Annotated in this window: 18 protein-coding genes; 7 read left to right on the top strand and 11 right to left on the bottom strand. The window is 60.6% G+C overall.

The window, feature by feature from the left end; translation table 11 throughout:
- Window positions 1-75: 75 nt before the first annotated feature.
- Window positions 76-285: a hypothetical protein gene (locus AC1DVH_RS05760; RefSeq protein ID WP_033047523.1), complete on the top strand. Its 210-nt coding sequence runs from the start codon at window positions 76-78 to the stop codon at window positions 283-285.
- A 143-nt stretch (window positions 286-428) separates the two neighbouring features.
- On the opposite strand, the gene AC1DVH_RS05755 is transcribed toward AC1DVH_RS05760, so the two are convergent.
- The 6 genes from AC1DVH_RS05755 to AC1DVH_RS05730 all read right to left on the bottom strand — a co-directional run bounded on the left by AC1DVH_RS05755 (window position 429) and on the right by AC1DVH_RS05730 (window position 7,477).
- Entirely contained in the window at window positions 429-1,193 is a 765-nt protein-coding gene (locus tag AC1DVH_RS05755; protein ID WP_477752982.1) for an ABC transporter ATP-binding protein, read from the bottom strand.
- Window positions 1,194-1,206: 13 nt separating this feature from the next.
- Window positions 1,207-2,325, bottom strand: coding sequence for a succinylglutamate desuccinylase/aspartoacylase family protein (locus AC1DVH_RS05750; RefSeq protein ID WP_477752981.1), 1,119 nt, complete (start codon window positions 2,323-2,325; stop codon window positions 1,207-1,209).
- A 27-nt stretch (window positions 2,326-2,352) separates the two neighbouring features.
- Window positions 2,353-3,063: an ABC transporter permease gene (locus AC1DVH_RS05745; protein ID WP_477752980.1), complete on the bottom strand. Its 711-nt coding sequence runs from the start codon at window positions 3,061-3,063 to the stop codon at window positions 2,353-2,355.
- The gene (locus AC1DVH_RS05740) at window positions 3,060-3,788 is read right to left on the bottom strand and encodes an ABC transporter permease (RefSeq protein WP_477752979.1); all 729 of its coding nucleotides are present in this window, start codon (window positions 3,786-3,788) and stop codon (window positions 3,060-3,062) included. Before AC1DVH_RS05740 ends, AC1DVH_RS05745 begins: the two co-directional genes overlap by 4 nt.
- 56 nt (window positions 3,789-3,844) lie before the next feature.
- A complete protein-coding gene (locus tag AC1DVH_RS05735; RefSeq protein ID WP_477752978.1) occupies window positions 3,845-4,627 on the bottom strand; it encodes a transporter substrate-binding domain-containing protein in 783 nt (260 codons plus the stop codon).
- A 399-nt stretch (window positions 4,628-5,026) separates the two neighbouring features.
- Window positions 5,027-7,477, bottom strand: coding sequence for a penicillin acylase family protein (locus AC1DVH_RS05730; protein WP_477752977.1), 2,451 nt, complete (start codon window positions 7,475-7,477; stop codon window positions 5,027-5,029).
- Window positions 7,478-7,671: 194 nt separating this feature from the next.
- Between AC1DVH_RS05730 and AC1DVH_RS05725 the strand changes: the two genes are divergently transcribed.
- Entirely contained in the window at window positions 7,672-8,229 is a 558-nt protein-coding gene (locus tag AC1DVH_RS05725) for a cysteine hydrolase family protein (protein WP_477752976.1), read from the top strand.
- A 176-nt stretch (window positions 8,230-8,405) separates the two neighbouring features.
- On the opposite strand, the gene AC1DVH_RS05720 is transcribed toward AC1DVH_RS05725, so the two are convergent.
- From AC1DVH_RS05720 to AC1DVH_RS05705, 4 genes are all read right to left on the bottom strand, one after another.
- Window positions 8,406-8,612, bottom strand: coding sequence for an SEC-C metal-binding domain-containing protein (locus tag AC1DVH_RS05720; protein WP_007955014.1), 207 nt, complete (start codon window positions 8,610-8,612; stop codon window positions 8,406-8,408).
- The gene (locus AC1DVH_RS05715; protein WP_477753008.1) at window positions 8,609-9,103 is read right to left on the bottom strand and encodes an LEA/WHy family protein; all 495 of its coding nucleotides are present in this window, start codon (window positions 9,101-9,103) and stop codon (window positions 8,609-8,611) included. The genes AC1DVH_RS05720 and AC1DVH_RS05715 overlap by 4 nt, the downstream gene beginning before the upstream one ends.
- A gap of 87 nt (window positions 9,104-9,190) precedes the next feature.
- Window positions 9,191-9,667: a YchJ family protein gene (locus tag AC1DVH_RS05710; RefSeq protein WP_477752975.1), complete on the bottom strand. Its 477-nt coding sequence runs from the start codon at window positions 9,665-9,667 to the stop codon at window positions 9,191-9,193.
- 4 nt (window positions 9,668-9,671) lie between these two features.
- The gene (locus tag AC1DVH_RS05705; protein ID WP_477752974.1) at window positions 9,672-10,169 is read right to left on the bottom strand and encodes a DUF6231 family protein; all 498 of its coding nucleotides are present in this window, start codon (window positions 10,167-10,169) and stop codon (window positions 9,672-9,674) included.
- Between the two features lie 189 nt (window positions 10,170-10,358).
- Between AC1DVH_RS05705 and AC1DVH_RS05700 the strand changes: the two genes are divergently transcribed.
- From AC1DVH_RS05700 to AC1DVH_RS05685, 4 genes are all read left to right on the top strand, one after another.
- Window positions 10,359-11,048: a PA1041 family peptidoglycan-binding anchor lipoprotein gene (locus AC1DVH_RS05700; RefSeq protein ID WP_477752973.1), complete on the top strand. Its 690-nt coding sequence runs from the start codon at window positions 10,359-10,361 to the stop codon at window positions 11,046-11,048.
- A 90-nt stretch (window positions 11,049-11,138) separates the two neighbouring features.
- The gene (locus AC1DVH_RS05695; protein ID WP_477752972.1) at window positions 11,139-11,855 is read left to right on the top strand and encodes a PA1041 family peptidoglycan-binding anchor lipoprotein; all 717 of its coding nucleotides are present in this window, start codon (window positions 11,139-11,141) and stop codon (window positions 11,853-11,855) included.
- A gap of 148 nt (window positions 11,856-12,003) precedes the next feature.
- Window positions 12,004-12,282 carry a DUF1145 domain-containing protein gene (locus AC1DVH_RS05690; RefSeq protein WP_477752971.1) on the top strand — a complete coding sequence of 93 codons (279 nt, stop codon included), beginning with the start codon at window positions 12,004-12,006 and terminating at the stop codon, window positions 12,280-12,282.
- Entirely contained in the window at window positions 12,275-13,033 is a 759-nt protein-coding gene (locus AC1DVH_RS05685; RefSeq protein ID WP_477752970.1) for a collagen-like protein, read from the top strand. Before AC1DVH_RS05690 ends, AC1DVH_RS05685 begins: the two co-directional genes overlap by 8 nt.
- A gap of 133 nt (window positions 13,034-13,166) precedes the next feature.
- Here the strand turns inward: AC1DVH_RS05685 and AC1DVH_RS05680 are convergent, their stop codons facing one another.
- Window positions 13,167-13,631, bottom strand: a complete 465-nt coding sequence (locus tag AC1DVH_RS05680; RefSeq protein ID WP_477752969.1) for a CopD family protein — start codon at window positions 13,629-13,631, stop codon at window positions 13,167-13,169.
- A 99-nt stretch (window positions 13,632-13,730) separates the two neighbouring features.
- Between AC1DVH_RS05680 and dinG the strand changes: the two genes are divergently transcribed.
- Window positions 13,731-15,875: an ATP-dependent DNA helicase DinG gene (gene dinG, locus AC1DVH_RS05675; protein ID WP_223458942.1), complete on the top strand. Its 2,145-nt coding sequence runs from the start codon at window positions 13,731-13,733 to the stop codon at window positions 15,873-15,875.
- The last annotated feature ends 1 nt before the right edge of the window (window position 15,876 follow it).

Here is a 15,876-nt window from a genome sequence, read left to right as displayed (position 1 = left end):
AGCGGGCGTACACTCTATGGGGTGTACTGTTCCGACCCGCGCAAGGCGGGTCGGGCCATCGCTCAGGAGTGCCGAATGAAGATCGATCCGCGAATCAGTGCCGAACTGGCAAGGCTTGAACCCAATCAGGTGGGTGTTCTGGCCTGGTCGTTGTTGGCTCATCCGCCCGTCAGCATGGCAGGGGGGATCCCCGGCCAGCCTGATCCTGATACCCCGAATGAACAGCCTAACGAGCCGGGCGAACCGACCCTGCCGGATGAGCCACCGCCTGCGCCTGTTGCCTGATTACCCGGACACTACCAATCAAATGTAGGCGCGAGCCTGCTCCGGGCGGCGTTCCGACGATGGCGGTGTAACAGTCAACAATGAAGCTGATTGAACCACCGCCATCGCGAGCAGGCTCGCTCCTACAGGAATGTCTGTAGCCGTTACTTAAGGTTGCCGCTGAGGAACTGCTTCAACCGCTCGCTTTTCGGAGTGCCCAGTACGTCTTCCGGCGCGCCTTCTTCCTCAACCAGGCCCTTGTGCAGAAACAGYAMCTGGCTCGACACYTTGCGGGCRAAGCTCATTTCGTGGGTCACCATGATCATGGTCCGGCCTTCTTCGGCCAGGCCCTGRATCACCTTCAGCACTTCACCCACCAGTTCCGGGTCCAGCGCCGAGGTCGGTTCGTCGAACAGCATGACTTCCGGCTCCATGGCCAGTGCGCGGGCAATCGCTACCCGCTGTTGCTGACCGCCGGACAGGAATGCCGGGTATTGGTCCGCCACACGGGAGGCCAGCCCCACCTTGTCGAGGTAGCGCCGGGCGCGGTCCTCGGCTTCTTTCCTGTCACACCCCAGCACCCGGCGCGGGGCCATGGTGATGTTTTCCAGCACCGTCATGTGGCTCCACAGGTTGAAGTGCTGGAACACCATGGCCAGGCGGGTGCGAATCCGCTGCAGTTCATCGGCATCGGCCACGTGCATGCCGTGACGATCCTTGATCATGCGGATGTTCTGCCCGTCGAGGCTCATGGCGCCGTCGTTGGGTTGTTCCAGAAAGTTGATGCAGCGCAGAAAGGTACTTTTACCCGAGCCGCTGGCGCCGATCAGGCTGATGACGTCGCCGGTCCTGGCCTTGAGCGAAACACCTTTGAGGACTTCATGGTCGCCATAGCTTTTATGCAGGCCTTCGATGGTCAATTTGTACATGGGGCGTGCATCCTCAAGGCGAAAGTAGATAGCCGCTGCGATAGGCTTCGGTGCCCGCGACGTGGGCGATCACCATGCCGGCAGTGGCCATGCGACGCAGCGAACGGGCGTACATCAGCCCGGCGGCGGAGCAGTGAACGGGAGTGACGCGATCGTTGACCGGATCAATGATCTCGGCGATCAGTTGCCCGGCTTCCAGGTACTGGCCGGGCCGCGCGGTGAACACCAGCAGGCCGCCGACGGGCGTGGCCACCGGTTCTACACCGGCCAGCGGTGTCGCCGGATAGGGCAGGTCGGGCAGGGGCGCGGGTTCGCCGGCGATCGCGCCGAAATGGATCAGGTAATCGATCAGTGCCTGGCAATCGAGGCTCGCCAGCGGGTGATTGACGTCGCCCTGGCCGCGCAGTTCGACGGTCACCGAAAAACTGCCCGGCGCAATGTCGAAGTGCTCGCCGAAGCGCTCCTTCAACTGCCACCAGAGCAGGGTGAAGCATTCGTCGAACGACTGACCGCCGGAATCGGTTGCCAGCAGGCTGGCTTCGGCGCCGATATAACGGGCCAGCGGCTCGACCAGTGGCCAGGCATCCGGCGTGGTGTAGAGGTGAGCGACCGCTTCGAAATCGCAATGCAGATCGAGCACCATGTCGGCGTCGCAGGCCAGCCGTTGCAGGGTCAGGCGCTGGGATTGCAATTGGGTGCTGGCGGTCTGCCGGGCCAGCGCATCGCACAGGCTGCTGCGGATCAGTTGCAGGTTGTGCTGCGGATCGTCACTGAGCTTGCCCTCTATCGCGTTGCCGACTTCCTCACTGAGGTCGACGAACCAGCGGTTGAAGTTCTGGCCGCTTTCCAGCTCGTAGCGGCCCAGCGGCACATCCATCAGCACCTGTTCCAGGCCCACCGGGTTGGCGATGGGCACCAGCACGATTTCGCTGCGCAGGCGACCGGCGGCTTCGAGCTCCGCCAGGCGTTGCTTGAGGTGCCAGGCCACCAGCATGCCGGGCATTTCGTCGGCGTGCAGGGAGGCCTGGATGTAGATCTTGCCGTTGGCCGGTTGTGGGCCGAAGTGAAAACTGTGGATCTGTCGCGCGGTGCCCGGCAGCGGGGCCAGCAGGTCATGTTTCTGGTGGCGCATCTGTTGTTTCCTGAAGCAGGTTGAGTGCTAGTGGGTCGGCCCGAGGAAGGCCAGCCATCGGCGTTCGGCAAGGCGGAACAGGCCGACCAGCGCAAAAGTGACGGTCAGGTAGATCAGCGCGGCGATGCCGAACGACTGGAAGGTCAGGAAGGTCGCCGAGTTGGCGTCCCGTGCGACTTTCAGGATGTCCGGGATRGTCGCGGTGAAGGCCACGGTGGTCGAGTGCAGCATCAGRATCACTTCGTTGCTGTAGTAMGGCAACGAGCGACGCAAGGCCGACGGCATGATCACGTAGGCATACAGCCTCCAGCCRGTCAGTCCGTAAGCCTTGGCGGCCTCGACTTCGCCGTGGTTCATGCTGCGAATGGCTCCGGCGAAGATCTCCGTGGTGTAGGCGCAGGTGTTCAGGGCGAAGGCCAGGATGGTGCAGTTCATCGCATCGCGRAAGAAGCTGTCGAGCAGCGGCTGCGCGCGTACGGCGGCCAGGCTGTAGATCCCGGTGTAGCAGATCAGCAGCTGGATATAGAGCGGCGTTCCGCGAAACAGGTAGGTGTAGAACTGCACCGGCCAGCGAATGTAGAGGCGCGGTGAAACCCGGGCGATAGACAGCGGAATCGAGACGATGAAACCGAAGAATATCGATGCGCTGAGCAACCACATGGTCATGGCCAGACCGGTGATGTTGTTGCCGTCGCTGTAAAGGAAGGGTTTCCAGTATTCCTGCAGGAGTTCGATCATCGTACGGCCTCCCGGGTACCGGCGGAGTAACGACGTTCGAGCCAGCGCAGAATGAAGTTGGACGCGCTGGTGATCACCAGATAGATCAGCGCGGCAAGTACCAGGAAGTAAAACAGCTGATAGCTGCTTTTGCCGGCGTCCTGGGCAGCCTTGACCAGATCGGCGAGGCCGATGATCGACACCAGGGCGGTGGCCTTGAGCATCACCATCCAGTTGTTACCGATACCCGGCAGGGCATAACGCATCATCTGTGGGAACACCACGATCCAGAAACGCTGGCCGCGCTTGAGGCCATAAGCGGTGGCCGCTTCGACCTGACCCCGTGGGACGGCGAGAATCGCGCCACGGAAGGTTTCGGTGAAATACGCACCGYAGATGAAGCCCAGGGTGATTACCCCGGCGCTGAACGGGTTGATCTCGATGTATTCCCATTCCATGTAATCGGTAAGCGAGGTCAGCCAGGTTTGCAGGCTGTAGAAAATCAGCAGCATCAGGACCAGGTCCGGAACGCCGCGAATGAGTGTGGTGTAGAGCTGGGCAGGCACGCGCATCAGTTTGACTTTGGACAACTTGGCACTGGCGCCGAGCAGTCCGAGCAACACGGCTACCAACAACGACAACGCCGACAATTTGATCGTCATCCAGGTGCCTTGCATCAGCAGCGGACCGAAGCCCTTGAGGCTGAAGGCAGAGAGCCCCAGATTTTCCAGTAGGTTTTCGAACATAAATCAGCAACCTGATCGGATGAAAAAAGCGCCCATCGAGAGATGGGCGCCGGGCATTATTTGCCGCTATACAGATTCAGATCGCCAAAGTGTTTCTTCTGAATGGTGGCGTAGGTGCCATCATCGTGTAACGCTTTGATACCTTTATCCAAAAGTGCTTTCAGCTCGGTGTTACCTTTCTTAATACCGACCGCTGTTTTGGCGGGTAGCAAAGCGTTGTCGACCGGCTTGCTGACATCGTAGTCGGCACCCTGTGGCGACTTCAGAAAGCCCAGTTTGGCTTGCAGCATGTCCTGAATCCCTGCATCGAGACGACCGGAAGTCAAGTCGGCGTAGACCTGATCCTGGTTGGCGTAGGCTTGGGTTTTCACGCCGGCCTTGTCCAGAACGGCTTTGGCATAGGCTTCCTGAATGGTGCCTTGTTCGTAGCCGACGGTCTTGCCCTTGAGCGAGGCGACGTCTTCAGTCACGCCAGAACCTTTCTTGGACACGTAGGCGGTTGGGCCGGAAAACAGTTCGCTGGAGAAGTCGATGACTTTTTCACGGGCTTCGGTAACGGTCATCGACGAGATCACACCGTCGAATTTATTGGCTTTTAGGCCGGGAATCATGCCGTCGAAGTCACTTTCGACCCACTTGCACTTGACCTTCAGTTCGGCGCAGATCGCGTTCCCCAGATCGATGTCGAAGCCAACCAGGCTGCCGTCGGCCGCTTTCGACTCGAACGGTGCGTAGGAAGGGTCAACGCCGAAGCGCAGTTCTTTGTACTCCTTCGCCATGGCGGAGCCAGCAGCCATGCACAACGCCAGTGCAGAAAGGGTCACCAATGCTTTTTTCATTATTCAATCCCTAAAAACCAATATGAGCGCTTGTGGCGCAGAATTATTGTTACTGGAAAGCGTCAGACCTGTTGAAAGTAGCAATTTCCGAACCAGAGTGCCGAACAAGCGTTTTAAAAGGTGTCTGGAAATAGCCGGAGACAGATTTATGCACGAAAACGGGCGCAGGGAAATGGCCGCACCCGTTCGACTCAAAAAGAAAAAATTTTGAGGATAAAAAGAAGGCTCAGCCGAGCAGATTTTGCAGGGTCGCCAAACTGTCGGCTTCGTCGACCGACTTGTCCTTGCGCCAGCGCAACCGCAACGGCGATTCAACATTCAACCTCTATTTTAAATGTTGAATCGCTATCGTCGGAACGCCGCCCGGAGCCGGCTCGCTCCCACAGGTAAAGGGCGCGGTTACTTTCCTGGTGTCAGCGTCATCCGAGTCTTGCCATAGGCGTTGTCGAAGTTCTGCGGCTGTATCGGCAGGCTCATGTACTGGCCCTTGAGCCACGGTTCGATGCTGTTGAGGTAGTTCGGGCTGGCCGGGTTTCCGGATTGGCCGGTGCCGTTTTGCGCCATCAGCGGCTCGGACTGGCCGAAGTCGACGATAAAGCGCATGGCTGGCGCCAGCGTAGTGTTGAAGTCCTGGCCCCAGGCGAAGGCAGCGGTGTTGAGCGTGGTGTGATCGCCACCGGCCGGCAGCGGTCCGCGTACGGTCTGGCCGCTGGTGTTCTTCCATTCATAGCGGTGCAGTTTGCCCCACTGCCAAGCCTTGTGATCACTGCCCAATTGGCTGTCGCCTGCGCTGATCGCTGCGGCGAGGCTGCGAGCGAGGATCACCGGTTTGTCTTCTTTCTGCGCGGTGCGCACGTCATCCCAGAATGGGCTGTCCTCACGCCCGAGCAAGTGATCGGCTTGGGCCGCGTAGGACAACTTGCCATCGGCGACAAAGGCCTTCCATGCCGGGCTGCTTTCAGGGCCCAGTTCATCGAGGAAGATCTGCCGGGCGCTTTCCTGCAGGAACAGTTCGTAGATTGCCGCATCGGTGGAGGTCGGGCTGAGCTTGCCGTCGAACGCCAACAGGCGGCTGTAGGCCTCGTGTGCCTTGGCGCGATCTGCCGCCGGCAAGGCGTCGATGGCTTGTTTGAGCGGCTGGGTCATACCTGGCGCTTCAAACATTTTCTTCAGCTTGGCAGCGAAGGTAGTGGTCTGGTCGTATTGCATGGCGATCAGGCTGCGGCTGTCGTGTTTGCCTGCGCCGGCCAGTTCGGCCAGGCGCTCGCCGCGCTCCGGAGCGGCCCAGGAATTGGACAATTGCATGCCGTAGCCATGGGGAATGACCCGCTGGTTGGCGGTGCCGAGCCAGCCTTGTGCCGGGTCCTGGTCGTACGGGTGCAACATCGGGTCGGCGTAGCCGTCCCAATCGTAACGACCTTCCCAGCCCGGTGAGGGCAGCAGACCTTCGCCTTCGCGACGGTTCGGGTAACGACCGGTGACTTGCCAGCCGATGTGGCTCGCGTCGGCAAACACCAGGTTCAGCGCGATGGCGCGGATTTCGCGGCTGGCATCAGAGGCTTTCTCGACGCTCTGGGCGCGGGACAGGTCGAAGAACGCGTCCAGGGTCTTGTCGTCGGTGAAGCTCGGCGTCTGCAAGGCCAGGCCGAAACCATTGGCCAGAGTGCTGCCCTGAGCGCTGTTGAGCAGCGGTCCATGGCGGGTTTCGTACACCGCTTCGCGAATCGGCCGCTGGCCTTTGACGAAATAGGTTTCGTTGCGCACGATCGCCGGCTGCCACTTCCCGGCATTTTCGTAGGTGAGCCCGTTGCCCTGGCGTTTGATCTTCTCCAGGAACAGGTCCTGGTTGTCGCCCATCACGGACGTCATGCTCCATGCCACCTTGCCGTTGAAACCACCGAGCACCATTGGCAGGCCCGCGATGGTCACGCCGGACGCCTGATACTTCGGCGCGCGAATCTGCACGTAACTGAACAACGAAGGCACGCCCAGCGGGCCGTGACTGTCACTGGCCAACAGGCTCTTGCCGCTGCGGCTGCGTTGCGGGGCGATAGCCCAGTTGTTCGACGAGGTGGCGCCGAGCAGGTTCAGGTCCGACAGTTGCCCGGTGGCCTTGCTGAGTTCGGCCAGCCCCGGCACTTGCCCGTTGAGTTTGATGCCTTGCAGTTTTTCGCTTTCGGCGACCGGCAGTTTTTCGTCGGGAGCCGACGGCGTCAACCACGCCAGTTTGTCGGTGGTGACAGTCTGGGCCAGTACCAGCGAGGAAATTTCTTCCGGCAGGTTGGTCGACTGGCTGAAGTTCAACAGGCAGAAAATCAGCGCCGAATCTTCCGGCTGCCAGTATTCAGGCTGGTACCCGGAGGCCGCGAGGTCCGCCGGCAGTTTGTCGCGGTAGCGGAACAGGTAGGCGTTGACGCCGCGCGCATAGACTTCGAAGAAGCGCTTGAGGCGCGGCGAAGAGGCCTTGTACAACTCGCCGGCACTTTTCTTCAGGTTGACCGCCCGCATGTAACGGTCGGCATCCAGCAGCTGCGCACCGTGCATCTCGGCCAAACGGCCCTGGGCCAGCAGGCGCAGGGTGACCATCTGCGTGATGCGGTCGCTGGCATGCACGTAACCGAGGGTGAACAGCGCGTCGTGGAAGCTGTTGCTTTCGATCAGCGGCATGCCCATGGCATTGCGGCGCACCGAAACGTTTTGCGCCAGGCCCTTGAGCGGCTGTACGCCGGAGGTCGGCGGGAGGGTGTCCTGGGCGTTGAAGTTCTGACAACCGGTCAGGCTCAAGGCACCGGCCACTGCTGCGGCAACGCCGAACCGGGGTAGAAAATGAGTAAGGGCTGGCGAGGCCATGGCAAAGCTCCTGCGGGGGTAGAGGCGGCGGCGCGCAATAAAGGCGCTACGTTAGTGAGCAGGAGGTGGCCGTGCAAGCGGGGTACAAGGTTATTTCAGGATTTGTCTGATAAACCGAAAAAATCACGGCCTTGCCAGTCGCAATGGGTGATGTTGAAGTGCGACACGGTCAACAATCCTGGAGAAAAGTCGGCATGGAGCTCAAGGCAAACGCGGCACTGATCATCATCGATCAACAGAAAGGCATCCTGCATCCCAGACTCGGCCGCAGGAATAATCCTCAGGCTGAAGAGCGCATGCTGGAATTGCTCGGTCATTGGCGGCGCACCGTTCGGCCGGTGATCCATGTGCAGCACCTGTCCTGCTCGGAGGACTCAGTGTTCTGGCCGCAGCAGTCGGGGGTGGAGTTTCAGGAACGGTTTCAGCCCATGGCCGGTGAACGCTTGATCCAGAAGCAGGTGCCGGATGCGTTTTGTTCGACGGGGTTGGAGGCGCAGTTGCGCGAGGCGGGGATCGGGCAATTGATCATCGTCGGTGTCGCGACCCACAACTCGGTGGAATCCACGGCGCGTACCGCAGGCAACCTGGGGTTTGATACCTGGGTGGCCGAGGATGCGTGCTTTACCTTCGACAAGGCTGATTTTTTCGGCCATGCCCATAGCGCCGAAGAGGTGCATGCGATGTCGCTGGGGAATTTGCACGGTGAGTATGCAACGGTGGTCAGTACTGCCGACCTATTAAAGGCTGACTGAAAAACCTGTAGGAGCAGCCGGTCGACGCTCGATTGCTCGCGATGGTGTTTCAGCTACACAGATGTCGACTGACACACCATCGCGAGCAAGCTCGCTCCTACAAGGGAACTGCATTCACAGCACAGGTCTGCTCGCGAAGGCGATTCAACAGGCGAAGCAAGCCTTCGCCCGAAGCATCAAGCGCCGTGGCACTTCTTGAATTTCTTGCCGTTTCCGCATGGGCACGGATCGTTGCGGCCGACGTCCTTCAGGGCATTGCGCACCGGTTCCTGGTGAGCGTGGCCGCAGTTCGGACCGTGGACATGGCCGTGGTCGTGATCATGGTGGTGATGGTCATGATCGTGGTTGCAGTCAGGGCCGTGGACGTGGGGTTGCTGGGTCATCGGTGTTGCTCCGGAATTAAATCGGCGGCGATTATCACGCCATTGCGCGCCAGGTGCACGTAGTGGGCGATGAATATACCGGTTTCCAGTTCACCTTCCAGACGATAGGGAATGGGTTGATCGGATTTTTTCAGCAGTTTGACCAGATCACGGACCTTGGACCACAGGTTGGTGCGGATCGGCACCTTGAAGTAAGCGCTGTGTCTGGGGCCGATGGTGAACCAGTGTTCGTACTCGCCATCGGCCAGCAGTATGTCACCCAAGTGAACGCGGTACTCCAGACTGCGCACCGTCAGGTCACTGTCATTGGGGTTGTCGATGCGAAAGTGCAGGAGGAATTTCTGTTCCAGCAGTTTGGCGCTGACCACCTCGATCTTCACCAGATGGACCTCGGGGTCCGGCAAGTCGTCGCCGAACCACGATGCACAGCCGCCGAGCCCGAGTGTCAGGAACAACGTGAGCAGATAGAGTGCGCCGCGGCGGATGATCATCGTGGTGTTTCTCCCTTGAGCCTCAGTCCAGACCCAAAAGATCGCAGCCTTCGGCAGCTCCTGCGGGGTGGACAGACATTCCATGTCCTAACTGCTGAAATACCCTGCGCAACACTTCTTGAACTTCTGCCCACTCGCGCACGGGCAGGTGTCATTGCGTCCGGGCTTGAGCTGCACGGTAGGGTCGATGAAGTACCAGCGCCCGGTGTTTTGCACAAATGACGAACGCTCGTGGTGGCTGTGCTCGCCACTACTGTCGTGCCAGCGTGCAGTGAAGGTCACGAAGGCGTGTTCAGGCTGGCCGCCCAGCACTTCGGAGCTTTCCACCTCAAGGCCCAGCCACGTGCTTTGCGCGCTCCAGTCGCTGATCGATTGACGGTCCAGGCCGGCCTGCTGGGCGGGCAGGGTGGTGGTCACCAGATAGTCGACCAACCCCAGCACGTAGGCGCTATAGCGCGAGCGCATCAAGGCTTCGGCGCACGGCGCCGGGTGCCCGGCATGGTAGTGACCGCAGCAGGCGTCGAGCAGGGTGCCGCTGCCGCAAGGGCAAATGGATGTACTCATTGCATTACCACCAGTATTTCCCGAAGTTTTCCGGATTGGCCCAGAAGCRCGAATTGAGCCAGTCAGGGACTTGTTTGTATTCAAGCAGATCGTAGGTGAACAGGGTCAAGACCTGTTCGTCCCGTTGAAAGCGTTCGCTGGCTTGCAGGGCCAGGGAGAAAAAGTCGGTTTCCTGCCAGCCACACGCTGGCAGATCCGCCAACACGGCGATGCGGCTGGCGTTGAGGTTGCGAATGCCGCCCAAAAGATTCAGGCCGTTGCGCTTGGGCAAATGCTCCAGGCAATCGACCACCAGGGCCAAGTCGAATCGGCGGGCCGCCAACTCGTCGGGCAACGGCCCGGGGGCAGCGAAAGCGACGCTGCTGTCCGGGTGAGCGAGCTTGAAAGCCTCCAGCGCCGGGAACTCGCTGGCGCCGATCAATAACAGGCGCGCGGGGGCATATCGGTCAAGTAAAGCGGCCAGTGCCTGCTGCGGCGTGCGCGAAGAAATACCTGCAATCATCGAAGATCCTCAATCAGATCTGCCAAGACTAGCCTGACCGAACGTTCGGGCCTAGAGCGGCCTGGCGACAAAAGCGTCAACCTGTCGTTAATACACGAATAAACCGCATGGCCTATTGCTGGCGGAGATTAAAACTCGGGTCTTTACTACCTGAATCGGTTCCAAGCCGATCCCTCAGGAGAAAACTAGATGAGCATAGTTCGGACAGCATTACCCTTGGTTCTGCTAACCAGTGTCTTGACTGGTTGCGCAGGTTTGCAGAAAACCGACTGGCCGACCTGTGCGGCGGTCGGTGGTGTCGTGGGTGCGGGCCTCGGTGCGACCGAAAGCTCGGCATGGGCAGGGTATGGTGCTCTGCTCGTCGGCGGTACGGCAGCGGCTTATTGCTGGGTGCACGGTGATGGCGACGAAGACGGCGATGGTGTGCTGGATAGTCGCGACAAGTGCCCAGGCACGCCTAAAGGCGTTCGGGTCGATGCCAACGGTTGCCCACCACCAGCACCTGTGGTCGAAGAGGCGGTTGTGGTCAAGGAAGAAACCATCGTCATCCGCGATGTTCACTTCCAGTTTAATAAGGCCACGCTTACCGCGTCCGACAAACAGGTACTCGACAAGATTGCCGCTCGCCTGAAAGCCGAAGCCCCTACTGCTCAACTGACCGTAACCGGCCATACCGACAGCGTGGGCAGCGATTCCTACAACCAGAAACTGTCGGATAAACGCGCCCACTCGGTGGTTGAATACCTCATCGAACAAGGCGTACCTCGCAGCAACTTCGTGTCGGTTGTCGGTGCCGGTGAGAGTCAGCCAGTTGCGGACAACAAAACCGCTGACGGTCGTGCACAGAACCGTCGTACGGAAATCAAAATCCAGCGTTAAGCCCCCTCGCATCCGCGCCTTGTGCAGTCGCGGATGCGGGTCTTTACTCCTGTGTAACCGGTATTGGCCGGTGACACAGGAGCTTTCAACATGATCGTTCTCACAAGGACCGTCTTGCCGGTTGTGCTACTTGGCAGCCTGTTGAACGGTTGCGCGACCCACAGCGATGGCTCTGCCCCCCTCAATCAACGAACCTGGCCAATCTGCAGCCTGATCGGCGGCCTGGTCGGTGGTGGTCTGGGCGCAATCGAGAGTGGCGGTTGGGCAGCGGGTGGGGCGGCGCTGGGTATCTTGTCCGGCGGCTTGATCTGTTATGCCCAGGATGGCGACGAAGACGGCGACGGCGTTTTCGACCGACGCGACCGTTGCGCTGATACTCCCGCCAATACCCCGGTCGACCATCGCGGTTGCCCGGCGCCGCAGTATCCGGCCAGCGTCAAATCCGAGCCTGCGCAATCCGAAGTCATCACCCTGAGCGATGCCGGCGACGTRCTGTTTGCCTCCAGTCAATCCGGCCTTACCCCGACGGCCAAGAGTCAGCTGGACGCGCTGATGAGCAAGTTCGAGGATGCCGATGTGGTCAGCATCAAGGTGGTCGGCCATACCGACAGCGTCGGTTCGGATGCCTATAACCAGGCCTTGTCGGAGCGGCGTGCCAGCAGCGTGGCGGAATACCTGTTGAGCCAGGGTGTGGCGCCGAACAAAGTCACCAGCGAAGGCAAGGGCGAGAGTCAACCGATTGCCGACAATGAAACAGAAGCAGGCCGTGCGAAAAACCGTCGCGTGGACCTGCATGTAAATCGCTGAGCCATGAGATAGAGCAGTCGGGCGACAGGTGTGAGCGCTGTGACGGCCGTTCGGCGGCCTACATGAAGATTTTTCCGTTGCCCTCTGGCTTATCCCGCGTGGAAGCCGTTACTGTGCGTGCAAACAATAATTTACATCGGGGGCGCGTATGAAAGTCTTATGGGGGCTGGGGCGGTTACTGACCTTGCTGTTCTGGTCGGTAGTGCTGCTCAATCTGCTCACACCGTTTGTCTTTCCGCTGCACCCGTTGGTCAACCTGGCCGGCGGCCTGTTGGGCTTCATCCATCTTCTGGAAGCGTTGCTGTGCTATCGCAGCCTTCGAGGTCGCGCTCATCCCTGGCTTGACCGCCTGAAGATCGTCATTTTCGGCGTATTCCACCTGCAAACCATTCCAGCCCCCACCGCTTCGAAGGCTTCCCATGCGTAAACTCTGTCTGCTCGCCGCACTCATCAGTCCATTGGCCAGCGCACAGGTGGTGAGTGTCGAACCCAACTCGCTGATGCGCTTGCCCAACACCGCCAGTACTCTGCAACTGGAACGCCTGGAAGTGGCCGATTACGGCACCTTGCTGATTCCCTCGAACGTGACCGAAGTCACCGTGGGTGAATTGCATCTGGGGCGTGAAGCGCGCATTGCCATCGTGCCGGGGGAACAGGCGCTGGCGCTGAAGGTCCGTCGCGCTGATTTGTCCGAAGGCAGCCAGATCACCGCCCGTGGCGCCCCCGGGACTTACCAGAAGGCGGCTCGATCCGGGCGCAATCTTGATTTGCAGATCAAGGCACTGAACGCACCGCAATTGATCGTTGATGCTCGTGGTGGTGCGGGCGCGCCGGGGTTCGTTGGTCTTGACGGGGCCAATGGCCAGGCACCGGGCTGCACCTGGGGCCAGGCCGGTCGCGGTGCTGATGGCAGCGATGGCAGTAACGGCCAGCCAGGGGCGCCGGGGGCACTGGTTAAACTGGCAGTACCGCATGAATTCCCGGCAGACCGGATCAAGGTTCAGGTGGCCGGCGGTGCCGGTGGCCTGGCCGGCCCGGGCGGCAAACCGGGCGCGGGTGGCAAGGCCAAGGGCTGCCTGATTTACAAGGCCGATGGCGGCAAGAGCGGTAAACCTGGCACCGACGGGCAGCCGGGGCCTGAAGGCGCGGCGGGTTCGGTGACGGTGCAGCGGTTGTAAGCAATCGCCGAAATGTGTGTCGTCTAGTCGATTGTCTTCGCGGGCAAGTCGGATCGCCGCACCRCCGCTCCTACATGGATCACGGAACCCTGTGGGAGCGGCGGTGCGGCGATCCGACTTGCCCGCGAAGCTTTTAAAGCGTCGGCCGAGCCGCTGCAATCGCCACCACCGCCAAACCCACCAACAGATTGATCCCCACCAACTGGCGAATCCGCCCCAGCACACCGGCACCCGCGGGCCAGTCCTGCCCGGTCACGGCGGTGCGCAGTTCCGGCAGCATCAGCGCCTGAATGCGGATAAACAGCGCGGTCATCACCACATACAAACCCATCATCACCTGCACATAGCGCGGTGCGGTTTCAAAACCATTGAAGTGCAAATTCAGCATGCCCACGCCGCTGACCGGCAGCAGAATCACTGCCACCCAGACCCAACGAAAGAAACCCTGAAACACTTCTACCCACAGTTTCAGCCGGGCAGGGCCTTCCAGCGCCTTCATCGCTGCGGGGCGCAGGACCATCCAGGCGAAAAACATGCCGCCGACCCAGACCAGGGCCGCCAGTACATGCAGGCTATAAATGAGGCTAAAAGGTGTCATTGGGTTACTCCGTTCTGCGCGGTATTCATTAGCGGGGTATGATAGCGACCGAACCGAACCACTGAAAATTTATCCAGCGTTTTTTGCGCCCGACAATCCATGATCAGCACCGAACTCAAAACCACGATCCAGGGCGCCTACTCGCGTTTTCTCGAAGCCAAGAGCCTCAAGCCGCGTTATGGCCAACGCCTGATGATCGCCGAAGTCGCCAAGGTCCTGGGTGACATCGACACCGACGACGAAGGCCGGCGCAGTGGCGACCCCGCGATAGTCGCGGTGGAAGCCGGCACCGGTACCGGCAAGACCGTGGCCTACAGCCTGGCGGCGATTCCCACGGCGAAGGCCGCCGGCAAACGCCTGGTGATCGCCACGGCCACCGTGGCCCTGCAAGAGCAGATCGTCTACAAGGACTTGCCCGACCTGATGCGCAACAGCGGGCTGAACTTCAGCTTCGCCCTGGCCAAGGGACGCGGGCGCTACATGTGCCTGTCCAAGCTCGACATGTTGCTCCAGGAGGGCCACGCGCAGACCGCCACGGCACAGTTGTTCGAAGAAGAAGGATTCAAGATCGAGGTCGATGAGGCCAGCCAGAAGCTGTTCACCAGCATGATCGAGAAGCTTGCCGGCAATAAGTGGGACGGCGACCGCGACAGTTGGTCCACCGCCCTGGAAGACGCCGACTGGGCACGCCTGACCACCGACCACAGCCAGTGCACCAACCGTCATTGCCCGAACTTCGGCCAGTGCGCCTTCTACAAGGCCCGCGAAGGCATGGGCAAGGTCGACGTGATCGTCACCAACCACGACATGGTCCTGGCCGACCTGGCCCTGGGCGGCGGCGCCGTGCTGCCGGACCCGCGCGATACCATCTACGTGTTCGACGAAGGCCATCACCTGCCGGACAAGGCCATCGGCCACTTCGCCCATTACACGCGCCTGCGCTCCACCGCCGACTGGCTGGAAACCACCGCCAAGAACCTCACCAAACTGCTGGCCCAACACCCGCTGCCGGGGGACCTGGGCAAGTTGATCGAGCAGGTGCCGGAGCTGGCGCGGGAGATCAAGACCCAGCAGCAGTTCATGTTCACCGCGTGCGAGCAGATTGCCGATTTCAAACCCGGCGAAGACGTTGAAGGCCGCGAGCGCCCGCGTCACCGATTCGTCGGCGGTGTGATTCCCGAGCACATGCGCGAGATGGGCATTGAACTGAAGAAAGGCTTCGCGCGGCTGACGGACTTGTTCACCCGCCTGACCGACCTGCTCAAGGAAGGCATGGATGGCGAGGTCAACATCGGCATCGCCAGCAACCAGGCCGAAGAGTGGTATCCGCTGTTCGGCAGCCTGCTGTCGCGTTCTTCCGGCAACTGGGAGTTGTGGACTGCCTTCACCGTCGAAGATCCGGAAGACAACCCGCCCATGGCCCGCTGGCTGACCCTGGCCGAGAGCGGTTCACTGTTCGACATCGAGGTCAACGCAAGTCCCATCCTCGCGGCGGAAATGCTTCGTCGCAACCTGTGGAACGTGGCGTATGGCTGTCTGGTGACTTCGGCGACCTTGACCGCCCTCGGCACCTTCGACCGCTTCCGCATGCGCGCCGGCCTGCCGAAAAAGGCCGTGACGGCGGTGGTGCCAAGTCCGTTCCATCACGCCGACGCCGGTGTGTTGCGGGTACCGAACCTGAACGCCGACCCCCGTGATGCAGCGGCGCATACCGCCGCGATCATTCGTGATCTGCCTGAATTGGTCGAAGGCTCGCGGGGCACGCTGGTGCTGTTTTCCTCGCGTAAACAGATGCAGGACGTGTTCGATGGCCTGGATCGCGACTGGCGCAAGCAAGTGTTCATCCAGGGCAACCTGTCGAAACAGGAAACCCTTAACAAGCACAAGGCGCGAGTCGATGGCGGGGATTCCAGCGTGTTGTTCGGCCTGGCGAGCTTCGCCGAAGGGGTCGACTTGCCCGGTGCCTATTGCGAGCACGTGGTGATCGCCAAGATTCCTTTCTCTGTGCCCGATGATCCGGTCGAGGCCGCACTGGCCGAGTGGATCGAAGCCCGGGGCGGCAATCCGTTCATGGAAATCTCCGTGCCGGACGCCTCGCTGAAGCTGGTCCAGGCCTGCGGTCGCTTGCTGCGCACCGAAGAAGACCGCGGCACGATCACCTTGCTCGACCGGCGCCTGGTGACCCAACGTTATGGCAAAGCCATCCTCAACGCGTTGCCGCCGTTCCGTCGAGAAATTTCCTGAA

It is taken from the genome of Pseudomonas sp. P4_C3, from assembly GCF_056402075.1.
This window is presented reverse-complemented; position numbering and strand designations above follow the sequence as displayed.

Coding starts and splice junctions, on each gene's coding strand:
- AC1DVH_RS05760 (WP_033047523.1), top strand. CDS start 76: ATGAAGATCGATCCGCGAATCAGTGCCGAACTGGCAAGGCTTGAACCC.
- AC1DVH_RS05715 (WP_477753008.1), bottom strand. CDS start 9,103: ATGATCATCCGCCGCGGCGCACTCTATCTGCTCACGTTGTTCCTGACA.
- AC1DVH_RS05690 (WP_477752971.1), top strand. CDS start 12,004: ATGAAAGTCTTATGGGGGCTGGGGCGGTTACTGACCTTGCTGTTCTGG.
- dinG (WP_223458942.1), top strand. CDS start 13,731: ATGATCAGCACCGAACTCAAAACCACGATCCAGGGCGCCTACTCGCGT.
- AC1DVH_RS05685 (WP_477752970.1), top strand. CDS start 12,275: ATGCGTAAACTCTGTCTGCTCGCCGCACTCATCAGTCCATTGGCCAGC.
- AC1DVH_RS05680 (WP_477752969.1), bottom strand. CDS start 13,631: ATGACACCTTTTAGCCTCATTTATAGCCTGCATGTACTGGCGGCCCTG.
- AC1DVH_RS05730 (WP_477752977.1), bottom strand. CDS start 7,477: ATGGCCTCGCCAGCCCTTACTCATTTTCTACCCCGGTTCGGCGTTGCC.
- AC1DVH_RS05750 (WP_477752981.1), bottom strand. CDS start 2,325: ATGCGCCACCAGAAACATGACCTGCTGGCCCCGCTGCCGGGCACCGCG.
- AC1DVH_RS05725 (WP_477752976.1), top strand. CDS start 7,672: ATGGAGCTCAAGGCAAACGCGGCACTGATCATCATCGATCAACAGAAA.
- AC1DVH_RS05735 (WP_477752978.1), bottom strand. CDS start 4,627: ATGAAAAAAGCATTGGTGACCCTTTCTGCACTGGCGTTGTGCATGGCT.
- AC1DVH_RS05720 (WP_007955014.1), bottom strand. CDS start 8,612: ATGACCCAGCAACCCCACGTCCACGGCCCTGACTGCAACCACGATCAT.
- AC1DVH_RS05700 (WP_477752973.1), top strand. CDS start 10,359: ATGAGCATAGTTCGGACAGCATTACCCTTGGTTCTGCTAACCAGTGTC.
- AC1DVH_RS05710 (WP_477752975.1), bottom strand. CDS start 9,667: ATGAGTACATCCATTTGCCCTTGCGGCAGCGGCACCCTGCTCGACGCC.